Source organism: Bradyrhizobium sp. Crot121 (assembly GCF_059512385.1).
This window is the reverse complement of sequence record NZ_JCAMOR010000041.1, coordinates 32,962-51,066: the sequence shown is the minus strand read 5'-3', so window position 1 is coordinate 51,066 and position 18,105 is coordinate 32,962. Positions and strand designations below refer to the sequence as shown.

The window sequence follows — 18,105 nt, the reverse complement described above, 5'->3', positions numbered from 1 at the left end:
ACGCACCGGCTCATTTTTTGTTGCGAACATCAAACCTTGCGGGCGCGATGATGCAAGCGGAAAATTCTCCCGCGTTGCGGAATTCGCTTTGAGGTGCTTGCGCTTAGCGACAGTCGAATTGCGCTTCGAACCAATTTTCGAGCGAAGTCGAAAGCGGTTGCCACATACGCTGGAAGTGCGAGAGTTTTGCAGCACTGCTGCGATAGATCGCGCGCAACTCCTGTTCAATCGCAGGAAGATCGACGCCGATGACATGGCCTTCGCTGACGATCGTGCGTCCATCGACAATGACGTCCTTGAGCAGCGACGCATTGCCGCGCGCGAACAACAGATCGAGCGGATCGACCGGCAGGATCTGGTCGCGATCGAGGCGATCGAGATCAAGCGTGACGAAATCGGCCGGCGCACCTGGCGAAAGCTCGCCGCTTCCCGGCGCGCCGGTCGCGCGGCGGCCGTTGCGGATCGCGAGCGCGAAGAATTCGGCCGGCATCCAGGTCCGCTTGAATCCTGTGCCGCCGTGCATCATCTGCACCAGCCGCATCTCGCGCAGCACGTCGTCGTCCTCATCGAGCGCGAGCCCATCGACACCAACGGTCACGGCACAGCCGCATCTGTGCGCGGCGGCGATCGGCGCAAGGCCGGAACGCAGATGCATGTTGGAGCTGAAATTGGTGACAATGCGCGCACCGGAAGCGGCGATCATGCGCATGGATGCAATGCGCGAGCGTCAGGCGTTCGGAGAGAAAACCGATGTCGCGGAGATAGCGGACGATGCCATCAGGAAAATGCTGGTCCGCCCACGCGCGCTGGTAGATCGTCTCCAACAGATGCATGTGAATGCGGCGGCCGGTCAGCGCGGAATTTTCGGCGACGGCCTCCAGCAACGGTTTGGAACACCATTGCACACCGGCCGGGCCGAGCTGCACGTCTATCTTTGGGCCGGCAATCGCCGCGGCAATTGCGTCGGTCAGTTCGATATAGGCCTTCGGCGACATCGGCGCGCGGACGAACAGGTCCTCGATCGTCTTGCGGTCGTCACCGGATAGATTTGCGAGCACCGGCTCGGCGTCGCCATAGACGACCGGATTCTGGTCGCGCACGGCGATCGCAAAGGCGATGCGGATGCCGACGTCGGAAGCGGCGCGCGCGATCTCTTTGGCTTCCTCCACCAGCGGCATGGTTCCGCTCGGGCGGGTGTAGTGCACCATCATCGCGGCGCAGCCGGCGCGCGCCGATCGCGCCAGCGCGGAAGCCGCGGTGAGGTAGGGATCGACCGGCGAGCCCAATACGGAGCGGAGCAGCCAGCTCTCCAGGGGCATGCCGAGCGCGCCGAAGGACGATGCGGTCGGCCGCGCATGATCGTGGGCGTTGACGAAGGCGGGCAGGACGAAGGAGCGCGGCCTCGTTGGCGGCGCTCCCTGATCGATGGAGGTGATGATCCCATTGTCGTGCCGGAGCACGACGTCGTTGAGCACGCCGCGGTCACGACCGGCGAATAGGCTATGTGCCGGGACTCTGTTCGCCATGACCGCAGATTATCTCAGTTGGTGATGTAGACCAACTCCCGCTCCGCCCGCGGCGGCAGGAACTCGCGGCTGAAGATTTCGGACGGCGCCGGCGTGCGCGCGAGCTGATAGCCTTCGACGATGATGCCGATGGCGCGGGCCATGCGGTCATCCTTGACGTCGCCGACGCCGATCTCCTTCATCTCCGGCGAGACGATCAGCTTGTCGAAGGAATATTGCAGGCGGCGCTTCTCGACGTCGACGTTGATCAGGTTGTCGAAATTCACCGCTGCCTTCATGCCGGCATTCTGGTCCTTGGCGACCGCTATCATACCCTTGTTGACAGCGCGGACGAGGCCGGCGACGGCCTTCGGATTGGAGGCGAGCAATTTGCGCGAGACCATCACGCCGTTGGAATAGAGATCCATTCCGTAATCGCCGAACGAGAACCACTTGAAGTCCTTCTCGGGATCCTGGCGGTTCAGCACCAGGTTGAAGTAGCTGGTGATGTTGAAGACAAGCGCGGCGTCGATGTCGCCCTTGATCAGCATCGGCTCCTGCAGGTTTGGCGCCATGTTGGAGATCTTGATCTTCTCGCCATCGAGCCCGTTCTTGTGCACGAACACCGGCAGCAGCCGCGTGGTCGGCGTGCCCTGCGCTCCGCCGAGGGTGTGACCTTCGAAATCCTTGATGGTGTTGATGCCGCTCGACTTCTTCGCGACGATCGCGAACGGCGGCTGGTTCCAGATCATGTAGACCATGACAGGCGCATCCTGCGGCTTGGTCGCGGCATTCTGGATGATGGCGTTGACGTCGCCGAACCCGGCATCGTAGGCGCCCGACATGATGCGCGTCACGGTCGCGCCCGAGCCTTCGCCCTGGTCGATGACGACGTTGAGGCCTTCCTCTTTGAAGAAGCCATGGTCCTTGGCGTAGAAGAAGGCGGCGTCCGCGCCTTGCGTCTTCCAGCCGAGCGTGAACTTGATCGTGGTTTCCTCGGCCGCCGCGGTCCCTGCAAACAGGATTAGTCCCAACAGCGCGGCGCTCACTTTGCTTGGCATGACGACCTCATGAATGATGGTTGATAAACTCTTTCTCAGGTGGCAATCACGTCGTTCTTCCGCGTGGCCCAGCCGGTGACCTGGCCTTCGATCAGCGAGAACACGACGTAGAGCGCAACGCCGAGGCCGGCGAGCACGAACAGTCCGGCGAACACCAGCGGCACGTTGAAATTCGAAGACGCGGTCATCATCACATTGCCGATGCCGCGGTTGGAGGCGACTGTCTCCGAGAGCACCGCGCCGACAAAGGCGTAAGAGATCGCGACCTTCAGCGATGCGAAGAAGAACGGCATCGTGCGCGGCAGGCCGACATTCCAGAGGATGTCGAACTTGCTGGCGCCCAGCGCCTTCAAGACGTCCTCGAGTTCGGGCTCGGTGGTGGCAAGCCCGGTGGCGATGTTGACGACGATCGGGAAGAAGCAGATCGACAGCGCGGTGAGAACCGCCGGCACCGTGCCGGAGCCGAACCAGAGCACGAAGATCGGCACCACCGCGACCTTCGGGATCGAGGAGAAGCCGATCAATAGCGGATAGGCGGTGTCATAGGCAGTCTTCGAGACGCCGATGAAGGCGCCGAGCACGACACCGAGCGCCACACCCAATACGAAGCCGAACATCGTGGTCGCGAGCGTCTGGATGATGTGCGGCCACAGCACCGGAAAGCGCTCGAACAGTGTCACGAAGACCTGCGACGGACGCGGCAGCACGAGATCGGACATGCCGGTCATCAGGCAGAACAGTTCCCAGGCGACGAAGAACAGCACGATCAGCGCCGCCGACCACGCCTTCTGCCTGATATCGAGTGCTGTCATCTCAGACCGCTCCTTCCTGCACTGCACTGCGCGCGTCAACGATCATCGCCCGCAGCTTCTGGTTCAGCGCGACGAAATCAGGCTCGAAGGTCATCGCCACCGTGCGCGGCCGGGCAAAGCCGACATGGCTGTCGTCGAGGATGCGGCCGGGCCGCGCGCTCATCACGCAGATGCGGCTGGCGAGAAAGCCGGCCTCGCGCAGATCGTGGGTGACCAGCAGCACCGTCGGCTTGTGCGTCATCCAGAGCCCCTGCAGGATCGACCACAATTCCTCGCGCGTGAACTGGTCGAGCGCGCCGAACGGCTCGTCGAGCAGCAAGAGGCGCGGCTCATGGATCAGCGCGCGGCAGAGGTTGGCGCGCTGGAGCATGCCGCCGGATAGCTGCCAGGGAAAGCGGCCACCAAAACCTTTCAGGCCAACCTGCTCCAACAGCGCGTTGGCCTTGTCGCGGAATTGGCTCTTGCGGAGTCTTCGGAACTGGGAGCGGAACGGCTCAACGATCTTGAGCGGCAGCATGATGTTCCGCTCGATCGTCATCCATGGCAGCATGGTCGGATTCTGGAAGGCCATGCCGACCCGCATCGCGCGCGCCGCCACCTCGCGGCCGCCGACGATGACGACGCCCGTGCTCGGCTGCACTAGGCCGCTGACCAACCGCAGGATCGTCGACTTGCCGCAGCCGGACGGACCGACCAGCGCGACGAACTCGCCGTCCGCGATCCGCAGTGTCGTCGTCGATAACGCCGGCACTGCACGCGCGCCGCGCCCGAACGTCACCGAGGCGTCGGATAGTTCAACGGCAATCGGCGCGCTTCCGGAAGGAACCGGCTCGCCGGAGAATTCGGAATTTGCTTGCATGCGCATCACGGCAGAAAGTGTATGCAAGCCAGATGCCAGCGCGGCTTTCCTACGGAATCAACGCGATCAGGGGAATCGGCACTGCTCCGGCGGATTCTTTTTAGGCAATCGGCTCATCAAAGTGCATGCAATTCGTGCGCACAATTATTGGACGCCTGTGCTAAGAATCAGCCCGCAAGCACTTACGGGACCAACCGATGGCGCCGCGCGCGGCCAGCAAGACTGCTGAATCGTCCGACAAGGTCAGCGTGATCTGCCGCGCGCTCCGCCGCGCCATCATCGAGCAGGCGCTGGAGCCGGGCGCGAAGCTGCCGGAGGATTCGCTCGGCGAGCGTTTCGGCGTCAGCCGCACCATTGCGCGCCATGCGCTCGGGCAATTGGCGGCCGAGGGGCTGGTCGAACTGCGCCGCAACCGCATCGCCGTGGTGGCGACGCCGAGCTGGCAGGATGCGCGCGACGCCTTCGATGTCCGGATTCAGCTCGAGCGGCTCGTGGTGCGCCATCTCGCCGGCAAGCTCACCAAGGCGCAGATCGCGGAATTGAATGCGCATGTCGATGCCGAGGACCGTGCGCGCGGCGGCTCGGACCCGGTCTCGATCCGGCTTGCAACCGAATTCCACATCCTGCTCGCGCACATGACGAACAGCCCGATCCTGATCCGGTATGTCAGCGAGATCGCCTATCGCTGTTGCCTGACGCTGTCGCTGTTCAGCCGCCCGCATTCCTCGGAATGCGCCATCAACGAGCATCGCGCGATCATTGCGGCGCTGGTCAGGGGCGACGAGGAGAAGGTGATGAGCCTGATGCACAGCCATCTGGACTCGGTGGCAGGCCGTGCGCTGGTCGCTCCCGTCCCGCAGCGCGGCCGCGACCTGCTCGATATCCTCGCGCCCTATGCCGAAGAGGCGGAGGGTGGCCGCGTCGTGAAACTGCCGAAGGCGGCGCGCGGACGCTGACGACGATGCCAACCGCCTTCGATCTCGTCTTCCGCAATGCGCGCCCGCGAGGTGCGAGCACGCCGGTCGATATCGGCATCGCCGGCGGCCGGATCGCGGCGATCGAACGTCATCTCATCTGTGAGACGGCGGAAATCGATGTCGGCGGCAAGCTCGTGCTGCCAGGCTTCGTCGACACCCATATCCATCTCGACAAGGCCTGCCTGCTCGGCCGCTGCGCTCATGACCATGGCAGTGTAAGCGAAGCCATCCGGGCGGTGGCGGCGATGAAGCGCGATTTCACCGTCGATGACATCTATGCTCGCGGCGCGCACGTGATCGAGCGCGCGATCACCTTCGGCACCACGCGGATGCGCACGCATGTGGAGATCGATCCACGCATCGGCCTGCGCGGCTTCGAGGCGATCAAGGCGCTGAAGCGCGATTATGCCTGGGCGATCGATATTTCTCCGTGCGTGTTCCCGCAGGAAGGGCTGACCAACGATCCCGGCGCCGAGGAATTGCTGATCGCAGCGCTGCGCGACGGCGGCGAGGCGATCGGCGGCTGTCCCTATGTGGACACCGATCCGAACGTGCATATCGAGAAGATCTTCGATCTGGCGCAGGAGTTCGACGTCGATGTGGATCTGCATCTGGACTTCGACCTCGACCCGTCCTGGTGGCATATGGGAGAAGTGTGTCGCCAGACCGAGCGCCGGAACTATCAGGGACGCGTCGCCGTCGGCCATGCGACCAAGCTCTCGGCGCTGCCACCGGATCGGCTGAAGACGGCGACCGAACGGTTGGCAAACGCTGGCGTTGCGGTCACCGTCCTACCCGCGACCGACCTCTATCTGCTGGGGCGCGACGCGACACATAACGCGCCGCGCGGCCTGACCATGGCGCACAAACTCGTCGCCGACGGCGTGCTCTGCTCTGTCGCGACCAACAATGTGCAAAATCCGTTCACGCCGTTCGGCGATGCCTCGCTGCTGCGGATGGCCAATTTCTACGCCAACATCGCCCATGCCAAGGTCAACGAATTCGACGCCTGCCTCGATCTGGTGACGGACCTCCCTGCCCGCCTGATGAACCTGCGGGACTACGGCATCAGCGTCGGCAATCCCGCTGACATCATCGTGCTCGATACCGATAGCGGCCGCGGCGCGATCGCGGAATTGCCCGAGGTGCTCATGGGCTTCAAGAGCGGCCGCCAGACCTTCGAGCGGCAGCGGCCGATGCTGTTTCCGCCGAAGAGCTAGTCGCGACCTGCCGAGCTGGATTGTCTCCGCCGTGATTGACGCGCCGGCCGTTCCATTGTTGTTATCGACCCAACGAAACAAACAACGCCGGGCAGGAAACCATGGGCAAGTCGTCCAACATCAGAAGCATCGAAACGCTCGCCTGCGATGCCGGCTGGCGGAATTACCACTTCGTCAAGATCACGACCGAAGACGGTGTCGTCGGCTGGAGCGAGTTCGACGAAGGTTTTGGCGCGCCCGGTGTCACCGCCGCGATCGAGCGGCTGTCGACGCGGATCATCGGCAAGAACGCGCTGCAGCACGAGCGTATCTATGCCGAACTGTTCTCCGCGACCCGGCCGGCCGCCGGCGGCGTGGTGGCGCTGGCGCTCGGCGCGATCGAGAACGCACTGCTCGACGTCAAGGCGAAGGCGCTCGGCGTGCCCTGCTACGAGCTGCTCGGCGGCAAGATTCGCGACCGCATCCGGGTCTACTGGTCGCATTGCGCGACCTGGCGCATCAACCATCCCGACTGGTACAAGCCGGCCATCACCGACCTCGACGGCGTCAAAGCGATCGGCCGCGAGGTGCGCGAGAAGCGCTTCACGGCGCTGAAGACCAACATCTTCGTTTATACCGACGGCAAGCCGCAGGGCTGGCGGCCCGGCTTCGGCGCACCGTTCGAGCCCGAGATCAATGTCGACCGCACGGTGCTGCGCAATCTCTGCATGCATTTGGAGGCGATCCGCGATGGCGCCGGGCCCGATGTCGATCTCCTGCTCGATCTCAATTTCAACGCCAAGACCGAAGGCTATCTGAAGATCGTGCGGGCGATCGAGAAGATGGACATGTTCTGGGTCGAAATCGACACCTTCAACCCGCAAGCGCTAGGTTACATCCGCCGCCAGAGCCCGCATCCGATCTCCTCCTGCGAGACGCTGCTCGGCCTGCGCGAGTTCCTGCCCTACTTCACCGAGCAGGCAATGGACGTCGCGATCATCGACACGCCCTGGAACGGCGTCTGGCAATCGATGAAGATCGCGAACGCCGCCGAACATTTCGAGGTCAATGTCGCCCCGCATAATTTCTACGGCCACCTCTGCACCATGATGAACGCGCATTTCTCCGCGGCAGTGCCGAATTTGCGGATCATGGAAACCGATATCGACCGGCTCGCCTGGGATCATGAGCTGTTCACGCATGTCCCTGACATCGTCGACGGCCATCTCGTAATTCCGGACCGGCCGGGCTGGGGTACCGAGCCGAACGAAGAAGGCCTGCGCGCGCATCCGCCAAAGAGCAAGGGCGGGCTGCTGAATTACGGACAGGCGGGGAAGAAGTAGGCTCTACCCATCCTACGGGACCGCTGTTTGAAATTGAATCAGAACCAACCCCGTCATTGCGAGCGGAGCGAAGCAGTCCATGCCTTCGCAAGCGGCGAGATGGATTGCTTCGCTCCGCTCGCAATGTCGGCGTCGTCCCGGGCTTACGCGCCGCGACGAAGCCGGGACCCGGGACGACGGCGAGTATGTGGCGCCGCTCATTCCGAAATCACTTATCGCCAGGCGCGTTCAAAAATGCGCTTTCGACCACATCGCCGATCGGTTGCCAGACATTGCCGTCGAACTGCACCAGACGCATCTGCTCGATCGGGCGGAAATCGGTCGGGCCGGTGTTGATCGCGATGCCCGGCAGCGCGACTGGGTTGACATAGTTCTTCAACGACGTAGCCTGGCGCATGATGTTCTCGCGCGACACATCATCACCGCACTGCTTCAGCACCTGGACAAGGGTCTCCGCCGCCGCGTAGCCGAAGATGGCGTAGCTGTCCTCCTTGTCGCCGTCGGGATAGTATTTGTCCATGAAGGCCGACCACGCCTTGATCGGCGGGTCCTCCTTCCATGCCGCATCGTCGGCGTCCTTTAGGAAGGATGTCGAGATCACGCCGAGCGCATTCTGCAATCCCGCTGGCCGCAGCGCGCTGGCGATCGAGGCCGAGGCATTGTCGAGGATGAAGACCGGATGCCAATCCAGGTCGGCCGCAATGCGAATAGCGCGGGCGGCGATCGCCGGCGCTCCGTTGAACACCAGTATGTCGGCGCCGGAATCCTTCAATATCTTGATCTGCACCTGGATCGAGGTATCGGACACATCAAAGGCGAGATCGGCGACGATCATGCCGGCGGTATCGCCGAGACCTTCCTGCAATCCCCTGAACAGATCGCGGCCGAACTGATCGTTTTGCCAGAGCACGGCGATCTTGCGGTCGGGATAGGACGCCTGGATGTAATTCGCATAGATCTGGCCCTCCGCGCGGAAGGTCGGCTGCCAGCCCATGCTCCACGGATATGTCTTCGGATTTGCCCATTCCTCGTCGCCCGAAGCGACGAACAATTGCGGGATCTTCTTGTCGTTGAGATAGGTCCGGGTCGCGAGATTGCTCGGCGTGCCGAATGAGCCGAACATCAAGAGCACGTTCTCCTTCTCGACCAGTTCGCGCGTCTGCTGAAGCGCGGTGCGCGGATTGGAGCTGTCGTCGACGGAGATGAACTTGATCTTGCGTCCGTTGATGCCGCCGCGCTCGTTGACCATGTCGAAATAGGCGGCTTCTGCCCTGCCGATGGTCGCAAAGGCCGCCAGCGGTCCGGTGTAGGGCATGACGTTGCCGATGCGGATCTCATTATCCGCGGCGCCTCCCTCGGACGCCTGCTGTGCGCTGGACGGCGCCCACGCGAGAAGCAGTGCGGCGACGAGGGACAGCGACAATCTCGCTTTTCTTTGTTGCATCGGCATCGCCTCAAACCTGCTCGAACGGCAGCCTGCTGCGTTTCCCCGCCCACAACAATAGCGCGTAAATATGGGCAGAGAAATGAAATGGTGCGTTGCAGCGATCTAGCGATCATCGACGGTCAGCGCCGAAAGGAACTCCCATCAGCGCCAACAAAGCGGAGAACATCATCTATTTTATCGCCGCCGCCCGGGACGTATAGATCAAAAACACCACCGTGCCGGCCAGCAGGGCTGCAGCCATGAAGATCATCACCGCCGGCAATCCATAGAGCGCCGCCACCGCGCCGGTTATGGACTGCATCAGTGCCGCGCCGAGGAAGAAGGAGAGATTGATCGCCGAAAGCGCCTTGCCTGCGCTCTGGGCGTCGACGAGCTGTCTGGTCATGCCGTAGAGCAGCGGCTGCGCCGAGACGGCAAGACCGATCAGGACGAACAGGACGAGATCATATTGCGGCGGCATGACGGCGACGCCAAACAGACTAGATATCGGGTAGCCCGGAGCTCCCAGGGCCATCAGGAGAAGCAGCAGCGCCGATACGAGATGGGATGCCGCAACGACGGTACGCCGGTGGCCGAGCCTGCGATCGATCATGCCGATGCAGACCGGCCCAGCGATCAGCGCCAGCGTGAACATGCCGAGTTGGTTGCCGACTTCGATGCGGGTGAGCCCCTTGACCTCCATCAGCCACGGGCCGCCCCACAATCCCCTGAGCACGAGCGACGCGGCCAGCGAGACCAGCGACAAGGCGACCAGGCCCCGGAGCTGATGGGACAGGCCGAGGCGCAAGACTTCCATCATCTGCGAAAGCGGCGAGGAATCGTCCTTGTGTTCAGCCGGCTGTCTCGGCACCAGCGCGAACACCGCAAGCAGCACCGCGACACCACCGACCGCCGATATCCAGAACCCCGCGCGCCAGCCAAAACGCTCGACCACGAAGGCCAGTGGGCTCGACGACAGCAGCATGCCGATGTTGCCGATCGACAGGATCGCGCCCGACCACAGGCCAAACTTGAGCGGGGAAAGCTGTTTCGCAGCCAGCGTCATCGGGCACATCAGCATGCCTGATGTCGCGATCCCCAGCATGAGCTGGCCAACGAGGAAGCTCCCCGGTCCGGTCGCAAACGCCGATGCCACTGCCCCGAAGATGGTTCCGATGAGCAGGCCCAGGGAGACCGGGCGAACGCCGAAGCGGTCCATCGCGGCGCCGACGGGAACCTGCGATGCGGCAAAGGCGAAATGGTAGATCGAGGTCAGGCTCGCGAGCGTCTGCGGCGGCGTCGCGAAATCGGCGGCCATCAGGTCGAGGCTGATGGCCGGGATCGTCCGCAGCAGGGTCGATAGCATATGGCCGCAAGCCAGGGCCAACAGAGCATAAATCAGCGTGCGGGTACTGGACCCCGCATCTTCTTTGGTAACGCCGCCCACGAATCGTCTCGTCTTCCGAGGAATTTCGGGACGGCGTATCACCAATAGGCAGAGAACGCCAATCTCTGCCTAGGTATTGGGCAGTTTAGTGCTTATGGAACACCAGCGTCCGCACCTCGATGCTCTCGCGAGGCTCTGCATCAGCCGGCGTCGTCGGATCGATGAAGGCCGTATGCGGCGCGAAGCGCGTGCGGCCGTCGGTTGCCGAATCGTAGCACTTGAGCAGCAGCGCTTCGTCGGGCGTCATTTCCGGGAAATAGAACCAGCGGTGGTTCGCATTGTATTTCACGGAATAGGTCTCGCCCTGACGGTTCGGATAGATCAAGTCGGAGGCGATGAGATCGCCCTGCTCCACCGACTGGCCGTCGCACATCGCAAGCGGCGCATCGCGCAGCGGCCCGCGGATCGGCCTCCACAGGTTGATCACCTGGGCGCGACCTTTAAGAAGTTCGTTGGCCTCCTCAGGCAGATGTTCGAAGACGCGGTTGCGTCCGGACAGATCAGTCTGGTCGACATGGACCCGAGTCGCCGGCTGGCGCGGCGTGCCGTCACGCACATCAGGCGCACCCTCGACGCGCTTGCGCACGGTGTGATCGAAGATGACAACGCGATCCGCCTTCAACGTCGCCTTCAGGAAGGCTTCGACGGCGGGATAGTAGACGCGCCTGATTTCGTTATCGTCGTAGTAATTCTTCACCACGGTCGGATGCTTGACGAGGGCGAAGCCTTCACGGTCGAGCGAAAACTGGCCCGCGATCAGACGGCCGTCGAAGATCGGAACGTTGTGGGGTTCGGGGAGCGCTGTCGATTTGGGTTCGCCCGGTGGCGGATCAAAGGCGTAGGTGCGTGGCTTGCCCGCTGTCGGGGCGAGATAATTGAGCTCGGCAGTGACGAAGGGAAGCGACTCGATCTTTGTTTCATGCAGGCCCATGGTGGTCTCCCGGACTCCCTATTGTTCGATTTGTTTCATTTTGGCCGGGCTGTGTGTCACGGCAAGAGAGCCGGAGAAATAGCAACGTTGACATTCTTGCGAGGATGAAACGTGGAAAATCCTTTCGGCACTCTCGACTCGCCAAGCGGATTATTTCCGCCGATCACGCATTCGGGAGCGTGATGCCGGCCTTACAGACCCGTGCCCTTGCCGATCGCCGTCGCGAACGAGCGGTCGACGATCTCGGCGGCATTGAGCTGCTGCTTGATCAGACCCCAGCGGTGATAGAGATCGATGGTCTTCTGCTCATCGCTCACGACGGTGTCATCGATCGGCGTGATCTGGATCTTGGCCCGCGCCAGCCAGTTCAGTGGCACCGAGGTCGGGATGTTCATCAGCTTGCCCCAGGTCTCGGCATAGCCGGCGACATTGTTCTGCGACCATGCCCGCGCCGCGGCGAGGCGACGCACGAAATCCTGCAACTGCTCGTGCTTGTCCTTGATCGCGCTCGGCGTTGCGACCTGAAAGCCGAGGCCGGGCGTAATGCCTTCGGCGGTGATTACGCGGCGCGACTTGAACAGCACCTCTTCCTGGCTGACATAGGGCTCCCAGGTCGACCAGGCCTCGACCGACCCTTGCGTATAGGCGACCTTGGCGTCCGACGGTGCGAGGAAGACGATCTGCACATCGCTCGCCTGCCAGCCCCTGGATTCGAGCGCGGCCAGGATCAACTGGTGACCGATCGAGCCGCGGCCGGTCGCGATCTTCTTGCCGCGCAGGTCGTCGAAACTCTTGATCGCGGATGTCTCGGGCACCAGGATCGCGAGCCCTTCGCGCGATTGCCGCACCGCCGCGATCGCTTTCACCGGCACGCCCGCCGCGGCGGCAAAGGTGAAGGGCGCATCGCCGACGAGGCCGGTGTCGATCGCGCCGGCGCTGAGCGCTTCCAACAGCGGTGCGGCCGCCGCGAACTCCTTCCACTCGATCTTGTAGGGCACGTCCTTGAGCACGCCGGCGGCTTCCATCACCGCCTGCGAATTGCCCTTCTGGTCGCCGACGCGCAACGTGGTTTGCGCGGACGCGATGCTCGTGCCGCTGAGCGCGAGCAAAACAGCGAGAGCGAACCGGATCATTCGGCGGCAATCCCACGCGTCGCATTGCGCTGGGCGATCAGCTTGCGCGTCAGCGGGATCAATTCACGGCCATAGTCGATCGCATCGATCAGCGGATCGAAGCCGCGGATCAGGAAGTGACTGACGCCGAGGTCGTAATAATCGGCGAACACCTCCGCCACCTGCTCGGGCGTGCCGACCAGCGCCGTGGTGTTGCTGTTGGCGCCGGTCAGCTTGGCAATCTCGGTCCAAAGCCGCTTGTCGATACGCGCGCCTTGATCGGCAAGCGCAAGCAGCCGCTTCGCGCCCGCGGTGGCATGACCGTCCGCAGGCTTGCGGTAGCCGGTCTGGTCCTGTAATTCGGTGGCGCGCTCGAGGATCGACTGCGCCTTGGCCCACGCCTTCTCCTCGGCGTCGGCGAGGATCGGCCGCACCGAGAGGCTGAAGCGCGGCGCCGGCCGGCCGTGCTTGGCGGCAGCAGCGCGTACGCGCGCGGTGACGTCGCGCACCTGCGCATAAGATTCTCCCCACAGCGCGAAGGTGTCGGCGTGCTTGCTCGCGACCTCCACCGCGGCATCCGAGCCGCCGCCGACGAAGGTGTAGATGCCGCCCTTCTGATGCGGCTTAACTTGCGAAAAGCCCCGCTCGACCTGGTAGTACTTGCCGCGATAGTCGAACGGCTTCTCGCTGGTCCATTCCAGGCGGACGATGTCGAGGAATTCGCTGGTGCGCGCATAGCGCTCGTCCTTGTCGTCGAGCGTATTGCCGTCCTGGCGCAGCTCGGTGGCATTGCCGCCAGTGATGACGTGCAGCGAGACGCGGTCAGGGTAGAACTGGTCGAGCGTGGCGAGCTGACGCGCCAAGAGCGTCGGCGCGGTGAAGCCCGGCCGCTGGGCGATCATCACTTTCAACGTCCTGGTGATGCCGAGCACGTGCTGGGCGACCTGCAGCGCATCCGGCGTCGTCGAATGAAACGCGAGCAGCGCGCGGTCGAAACCGGCAAGCTCATGCGCCTTGGCGACCGTCTCGAGATAGGGCGGATCGAGCACGGGACCGGAGCGCACGATGGTCTCGGACGCATTGTTGTTGGTGATGAAGCCGATGAACTCGACTGACATGGGGAAGCTCCGATCTTGTTGGCTGTTGTTCAGATGCCCAGCGCCAGGCGTCCGGCGGCGATGCGGGTGGAGTCATCCTGCGGGGTGTGGACGCGGCCGCACAGCACATCGCGAAAATGCCGCTCCAGCGGATTGTGTCGCGACAGGCCGTGATTGCTGGTCAGTGACAGCGCGTCCTCCACCACGGCGACGGCATTGTTGGTCACCGTCAGCTTGACGATATTGGACTCGGTCGCGCTGAGCGGCAAGCCGGCATCGAACTCGGCGGCAAAACTGTCGATCAGGCGTGCATTGACCGCAAGCCGCGCCTCGATGCCGCCGAGGATTTCCTGAGCTCGTGGCAATGTCGCGAGCGGTCCGCCGAGATTGGCCGGAACACGTTCGCGCAGGAACTTGATCAGCCAGTCGCGCGCGGCGCGGGCGATACCGTCATAGATCGCGGCCACGAAGATGGCGTGGATGGTCGCCTGGGTGACATCAGGCGCGGTCCACTCTTCCGGCTTCCGCACGTCGACCTCGTAATCGAGCGGGAACACGACGTCCTCGAAGATCACGTCGTGACTGCCGCTGGCGCGCAGGCCGAGATGGTTCCAGGTCTCCTTGATCCTCGTTCCGGGCAATCCCGCGGGCACCAGGAATTGGCCGACGCGGGTTTCCGGCTCGTCGGTCTTGGCCCACACCAGATACCATTTCAGGATCGGCGCGCCGGTCGAATAGATCTTGCGGCCGCTCAGCCGCCAGCCGGTCTCGGTACGGCGCGCGATCGTCGCCGGCAGGCCGCCGCGCGCCGGCGATCCCAGTTCGGGCTCGACACGCAGCGCATTGATCAGCGCCACGCCTTCGACGGTCTCCTTGGCGAGCTTGCGCGACAGGCGCGCGGGCCAGCGCGGGCTGCGCGCCATCACCATATGGTTGATGTAGTGCATCGACAGCACCAGCGCGGTCGACGGATCGGCCTTGCCGATAATGCCAAGGATGCGCGCCGTGTCGCGGGCGCCCGCCCCTACCCCGCCGAGCGCAGCCGGGACGGTCAGCGCGAGCAGACCGGCTTTCGCGAGGTCGTCGAAATTCTCGAACGGAAAGCTGGCGTCGCGGTCGTGCGCAGCTGCCCGCCCGGCAATGACCTCGGCGAGCTGTGAGGCGCGCGCGACATGGTCCGGCGCTCCCGACGGAGTCAGCTCTTTCGCCGCAGACGTCACCATGTTGCGTCCAGTCCGAGCAGGCCGAGAATCTGCCGGCGCAGATCGGCGAGATAGGGGTCGCCGCGATGGCGCGGATACGGCCGATCGACTTTGACGTCGGCCTTGACGCGCGCCGGGCGGTCGCTAAGCACGATGACGCGGTTGGCGAGGAACAGCGCTTCCTCCGCATCGTGCGTGACGAGCAGCGTGGTGAAGCCCTTGCGCTGCCAGAGCGAGACGATCTCCGCCTGCATGGTGATCCGCGTCAACGAATCCAGCTTGCCAAGCGGCTCGTCGAGGATCAGCACCTTCGGATCGTTGACCAGCGCACGCGCCAGCGCGACGCGCTGCGCCATGCCGCCGGAAAGCTGGTGCGGATAGGCTTTCCTGAAAGCGGAGAGGCCGACGAGATCGATCGCTGCGTCGACACGCTGCCGCTGGCTTTTCAGGATGCCCTGCGCCTCCAGCCCGAGCGCGACATTGTCCCAGACCGAGCGCCAGGGAAACAGCGTCGGGTCCTGGAACACGACGACGCGCGACGGGTGCGGTCCGTTGATGCGGATATCGTCCTCACGCAACACGCCGCTGCGCGGCTTCTCAAGTCCGGCCACCAGCCGCAGCAGCGTGGACTTGCCGCAGCCGGACGGGCCGAGCAGCGCGACGAACTCGCCGGGCTTGATCGCCAAGCTGACGTCCTCGAGCACGGGCAGCACGGCGCCATCGATATCGAAAGCGTGGCTGACATGCGCGATATCGAGCTCGGCACCGACGGCAGGATAAGTGATCGCTTCGGCCAAAGCGGCGGCTACCATTTGACGACACCTTTCTGCCAGACCAGCAGACGGTCGCGCGTCTTGAACAGCAGCGTGATCGCGCCGGAGCAGAGCAGCGACATCACGATCAGCGCGGCATACATGTTGGCGTAGGCCGCCCAGCCCTGCGCCCACTGCAGGTACCAACCAAGCCCGGCCTTGACGCCGATCATCTCGGCCACGACCAAGACGGCGAACGAGGAGCCGAGCCCCATGAACAGGCCGACGAAGACATGCGGCAGCGCCGCGGGGATGGCCACCTTCAGCACCAGGAAGGACGGCTTGGCGCCAAGCGTCCGTGCGACGTCGTAGTAGGCGTTCGGCACGCTCGCAACGCCGGACCAGGTCAGGACAGTCACCGGGAAGCCGGTGGCAAGCGCGATCAGGAAGGTGCTCGCGCTCCAGCTCGAGGGAAAGGTGAAGAAGGCGAACGGCAGCCAGGCGGTCGCCGGCAACGGTCCGATGAAGCGCAGCACCGGATGCACCCAGTAGCCCACCTTCTGTGACCAGCCGATCGATACGCCGGTCAAAAACCCGATGGCCGCGCCGATGATATAGCCACCGAGCTGCAGCTTCACGGATGCGATGACGCTGTTGAACAGCTTTGGCAGATCATCGGTATAGACTTCCACGATCGCCTGCGGCGGCGGGAAGAACGGCAGCGGCAGCCAGCCGAATTTTGCGGTGGCAATCTCCCAGAGCGTTAGAAACGACCCGAGCGCCACCAGCCACGGCGCGCGCCGGCGCAGCGCCACGCCGGCGCCACCGAGAAAATCGGCGCCGAGTGTCCCAAGCAGTGCAAGCGCTGCGATCAAGAACGCGCCGATCGCGACCCCATTCGTTCGCGACCAGTCGCCAAGATCTTCCCAGTAGAGGCAGGACGCGCCGAACGCCAGCCACGCGGCGCCGGCGGCTAGGCCGGCGCCATAGCCGCCACTGCGCAGCTTCTCGAGCCAGCCCGGGCTGACGCCGGCCGCGGCCTGTCCGGCGGCGGCCGATGCGTCAGACACTGAATACGTCGACATAAATCCGTTCCGCGAATTTCGCCGTGTCAGTGCTTTGCTTGAACACCGAGACGGTCTTCAGATCGTCGGCGTACCCTTTCAGCTCGCGCTTCAGGACTTCGCCAACAGGGTGATGGTGATGGGTGTGATAGCGCGCCATCGCTTCGAGATCGGCGAGCGTCGCAGTCTTCGGCGCATAGGGCTGGAACGACTTCGCGGCCTTGTCCGGATTCTGCGAGGTGAACATGGCGGCATCGAGCAGCGCCTGGGTGATCGCGCGCGCGACATGCGGCTCATTACGCAAGAGAGAGCCGCGGAGGCCGACGATGCAGCAGGTCTTGTCGCGATATTCACCGTCAAGATTAGACGCGACTTCCTTGTACTGGCTGTCCTTGAGCCAGAGATAAGCGAGCGGATCGGAGGCGAGGAACGCCTGCACCTCGCCCTTCTCGACCGCGACGTTGAGAAGGTTGCCGGGATAAGCGCGCCAGTCGACGTCCTTGTTCGGATCGATACCCTGCTTGGCAAGCTGGATCGAAAAGAAGTTCTTGTCGGGACCGGCGAGATCGCCGACAGCGACGATCTTGCCCTTGAGGTCGGCGAGCTTGTCGACGCCGGAGCCTACGCGCGTCAGCACGCGCATGCAGCCGCCATGGGTGCCGGCGGCGATCTTGACGTCAAAGCCTTGCTCCAGCGGCTTGAGCCAGCGCAGCGCCATGCCGAGCCCGGCATCGCTCTTGCCGGTGGCAATCGCCTCCAGCAATTGGTCGGTCGAGCCGCTGTAGTTGACGAGTTCGATGTCGAGGTTCTGCTTCTGGAAGAAGCCGTAGTCGATCGCGACCGGCAGCGGCGCAAGACACACCGCGCCTGCGTTCCATGACAGCTTCAATTTGCGCGGCGCACCGGTCAGCGGCGGCGCGTCGGATGCCGTCTTGCAGATCGGGAATTCGGAGAAGTTGATCGTCGGCACCACGCCGCGCGCGGAAAACGCCTGTGCGCCAAACGCTCAGATCGGCGCAGCAAAAGCCGCAGCCGCGCCGGCCCGGAGCAGCGTCCGCCGATCCATCGCCAATCTATTCTTCTTTTCTCCAATCGACATGCTCACCCCTATGTCCGTCATGGCTCCGCCGTCCGCGCGAACGGCCCAGCCCGCGCACATCTCATCCAGAGCTATTGTTGTAAGAAGGCGGATTTCTCCGGCGCTATTGGCACCCAATGCAACCGCCAAATGATGCGGTGCGATCGTGTCATCGTCAATGAAATGGAATTTCGAATGTGGCGCGCGCGAAAGGGATTATCTCCACGATCCAAGCAGCAG

At 63.6% G+C, this 18,105-nt stretch carries 14 protein-coding genes and 2 pseudogenes; 3 read left to right on the top strand and 13 right to left on the bottom strand.

Annotation, left to right across the window (positions count from 1 at the left end):
• Positions 1–103 precede the first annotated feature (103 nt).
• From AC5ZGW_RS28985 to AC5ZGW_RS28970, 4 genes and pseudogenes are all read right to left on the bottom strand, one after another.
• Positions 104–1,526 (bottom strand): annotated as a pseudogene (locus tag AC5ZGW_RS28985) (amidohydrolase family protein).
• A 14-nt stretch (positions 1,527–1,540) separates the two neighbouring features.
• Positions 1,541–2,566, bottom strand: coding sequence for an ABC transporter substrate-binding protein (locus tag AC5ZGW_RS28980; protein WP_130225486.1), 1,026 nt, complete (start codon positions 2,564–2,566; stop codon positions 1,541–1,543).
• A gap of 35 nt (positions 2,567–2,601) precedes the next feature.
• Positions 2,602–3,378, bottom strand: coding sequence for an ABC transporter permease (locus tag AC5ZGW_RS28975; protein ID WP_028164343.1), 777 nt, complete (start codon positions 3,376–3,378; stop codon positions 2,602–2,604).
• 1 nt (position 3,379) lies between these two features.
• A complete protein-coding gene (locus AC5ZGW_RS28970; protein ID WP_051396766.1) occupies positions 3,380–4,237 on the bottom strand; it encodes an ABC transporter ATP-binding protein in 858 nt (285 codons plus the stop codon).
• Positions 4,238–4,434: 197 nt separating this feature from the next.
• Between AC5ZGW_RS28970 and AC5ZGW_RS28965 the strand changes: the two genes are divergently transcribed.
• The 3 genes from AC5ZGW_RS28965 to AC5ZGW_RS28955 all read left to right on the top strand — a co-directional run bounded on the left by AC5ZGW_RS28965 (position 4,435) and on the right by AC5ZGW_RS28955 (position 7,756).
• Positions 4,435–5,193, top strand: coding sequence for a GntR family transcriptional regulator (locus AC5ZGW_RS28965; RefSeq protein WP_130225485.1), 759 nt, complete (start codon positions 4,435–4,437; stop codon positions 5,191–5,193).
• A 5-nt stretch (positions 5,194–5,198) separates the two neighbouring features.
• Positions 5,199–6,434 carry an amidohydrolase family protein gene (locus AC5ZGW_RS28960; protein WP_130225484.1) on the top strand — a complete coding sequence of 412 codons (1,236 nt, stop codon included), beginning with the start codon at positions 5,199–5,201 and terminating at the stop codon, positions 6,432–6,434.
• A 101-nt stretch (positions 6,435–6,535) separates the two neighbouring features.
• Complete coding sequence (locus AC5ZGW_RS28955) at positions 6,536–7,756, top strand: mandelate racemase/muconate lactonizing enzyme family protein (protein ID WP_130225483.1); 1,221 nt, start codon at positions 6,536–6,538, stop codon at positions 7,754–7,756.
• A 208-nt stretch (positions 7,757–7,964) separates the two neighbouring features.
• On the opposite strand, the gene AC5ZGW_RS28950 is transcribed toward AC5ZGW_RS28955, so the two are convergent.
• The 9 genes and pseudogenes from AC5ZGW_RS28950 to AC5ZGW_RS28910 all read right to left on the bottom strand — a co-directional run bounded on the left by AC5ZGW_RS28950 (position 7,965) and on the right by AC5ZGW_RS28910 (position 17,886).
• Entirely contained in the window at positions 7,965–9,200 is a 1,236-nt protein-coding gene (locus AC5ZGW_RS28950; protein WP_496113997.1) for an ABC transporter substrate-binding protein, read from the bottom strand.
• Positions 9,201–9,372: 172 nt separating this feature from the next.
• Positions 9,373–10,629, bottom strand: a complete 1,257-nt coding sequence (locus AC5ZGW_RS28945; protein WP_130225481.1) for an MFS transporter — start codon at positions 10,627–10,629, stop codon at positions 9,373–9,375.
• Between the two features lie 85 nt (positions 10,630–10,714).
• The gene (locus AC5ZGW_RS28940; protein WP_130225480.1) at positions 10,715–11,560 is read right to left on the bottom strand and encodes a CmcJ/NvfI family oxidoreductase; all 846 of its coding nucleotides are present in this window, start codon (positions 11,558–11,560) and stop codon (positions 10,715–10,717) included.
• 191 nt (positions 11,561–11,751) lie between these two features.
• Positions 11,752–12,693 (bottom strand): ABC transporter substrate-binding protein, encoded by a 942-nt coding sequence (locus AC5ZGW_RS28935; RefSeq protein ID WP_130225479.1) that lies wholly within the window; start codon positions 12,691–12,693, stop codon positions 11,752–11,754.
• On the bottom strand, positions 12,690–13,790 hold the full coding sequence (locus tag AC5ZGW_RS28930) for an LLM class flavin-dependent oxidoreductase (protein ID WP_496113996.1): 1,101 nt from the start codon (positions 13,788–13,790) through the stop codon (positions 12,690–12,692). Before AC5ZGW_RS28930 ends, AC5ZGW_RS28935 begins: the two co-directional genes overlap by 4 nt.
• 29 nt (positions 13,791–13,819) lie before the next feature.
• The gene (locus AC5ZGW_RS28925) at positions 13,820–14,992 is read right to left on the bottom strand and encodes an acyl-CoA dehydrogenase family protein (RefSeq protein WP_130225478.1); all 1,173 of its coding nucleotides are present in this window, start codon (positions 14,990–14,992) and stop codon (positions 13,820–13,822) included.
• Positions 14,986–15,783 carry an ABC transporter ATP-binding protein gene (locus tag AC5ZGW_RS28920; RefSeq protein WP_130225477.1) on the bottom strand — a complete coding sequence of 266 codons (798 nt, stop codon included), beginning with the start codon at positions 15,781–15,783 and terminating at the stop codon, positions 14,986–14,988. The genes AC5ZGW_RS28925 and AC5ZGW_RS28920 overlap by 7 nt, the downstream gene beginning before the upstream one ends.
• Positions 15,777–16,808 carry an ABC transporter permease gene (locus AC5ZGW_RS28915; protein ID WP_130225476.1) on the bottom strand — a complete coding sequence of 344 codons (1,032 nt, stop codon included), beginning with the start codon at positions 16,806–16,808 and terminating at the stop codon, positions 15,777–15,779. Before AC5ZGW_RS28915 ends, AC5ZGW_RS28920 begins: the two co-directional genes overlap by 7 nt.
• A pseudogene (locus AC5ZGW_RS28910) lies at positions 16,786–17,886 on the bottom strand (ABC transporter substrate-binding protein). The gene AC5ZGW_RS28915 and the pseudogene AC5ZGW_RS28910 overlap by 23 nt, the downstream one beginning before the upstream one ends.
• Between the last annotated feature and the right edge of the window lie 219 nt (positions 17,887–18,105).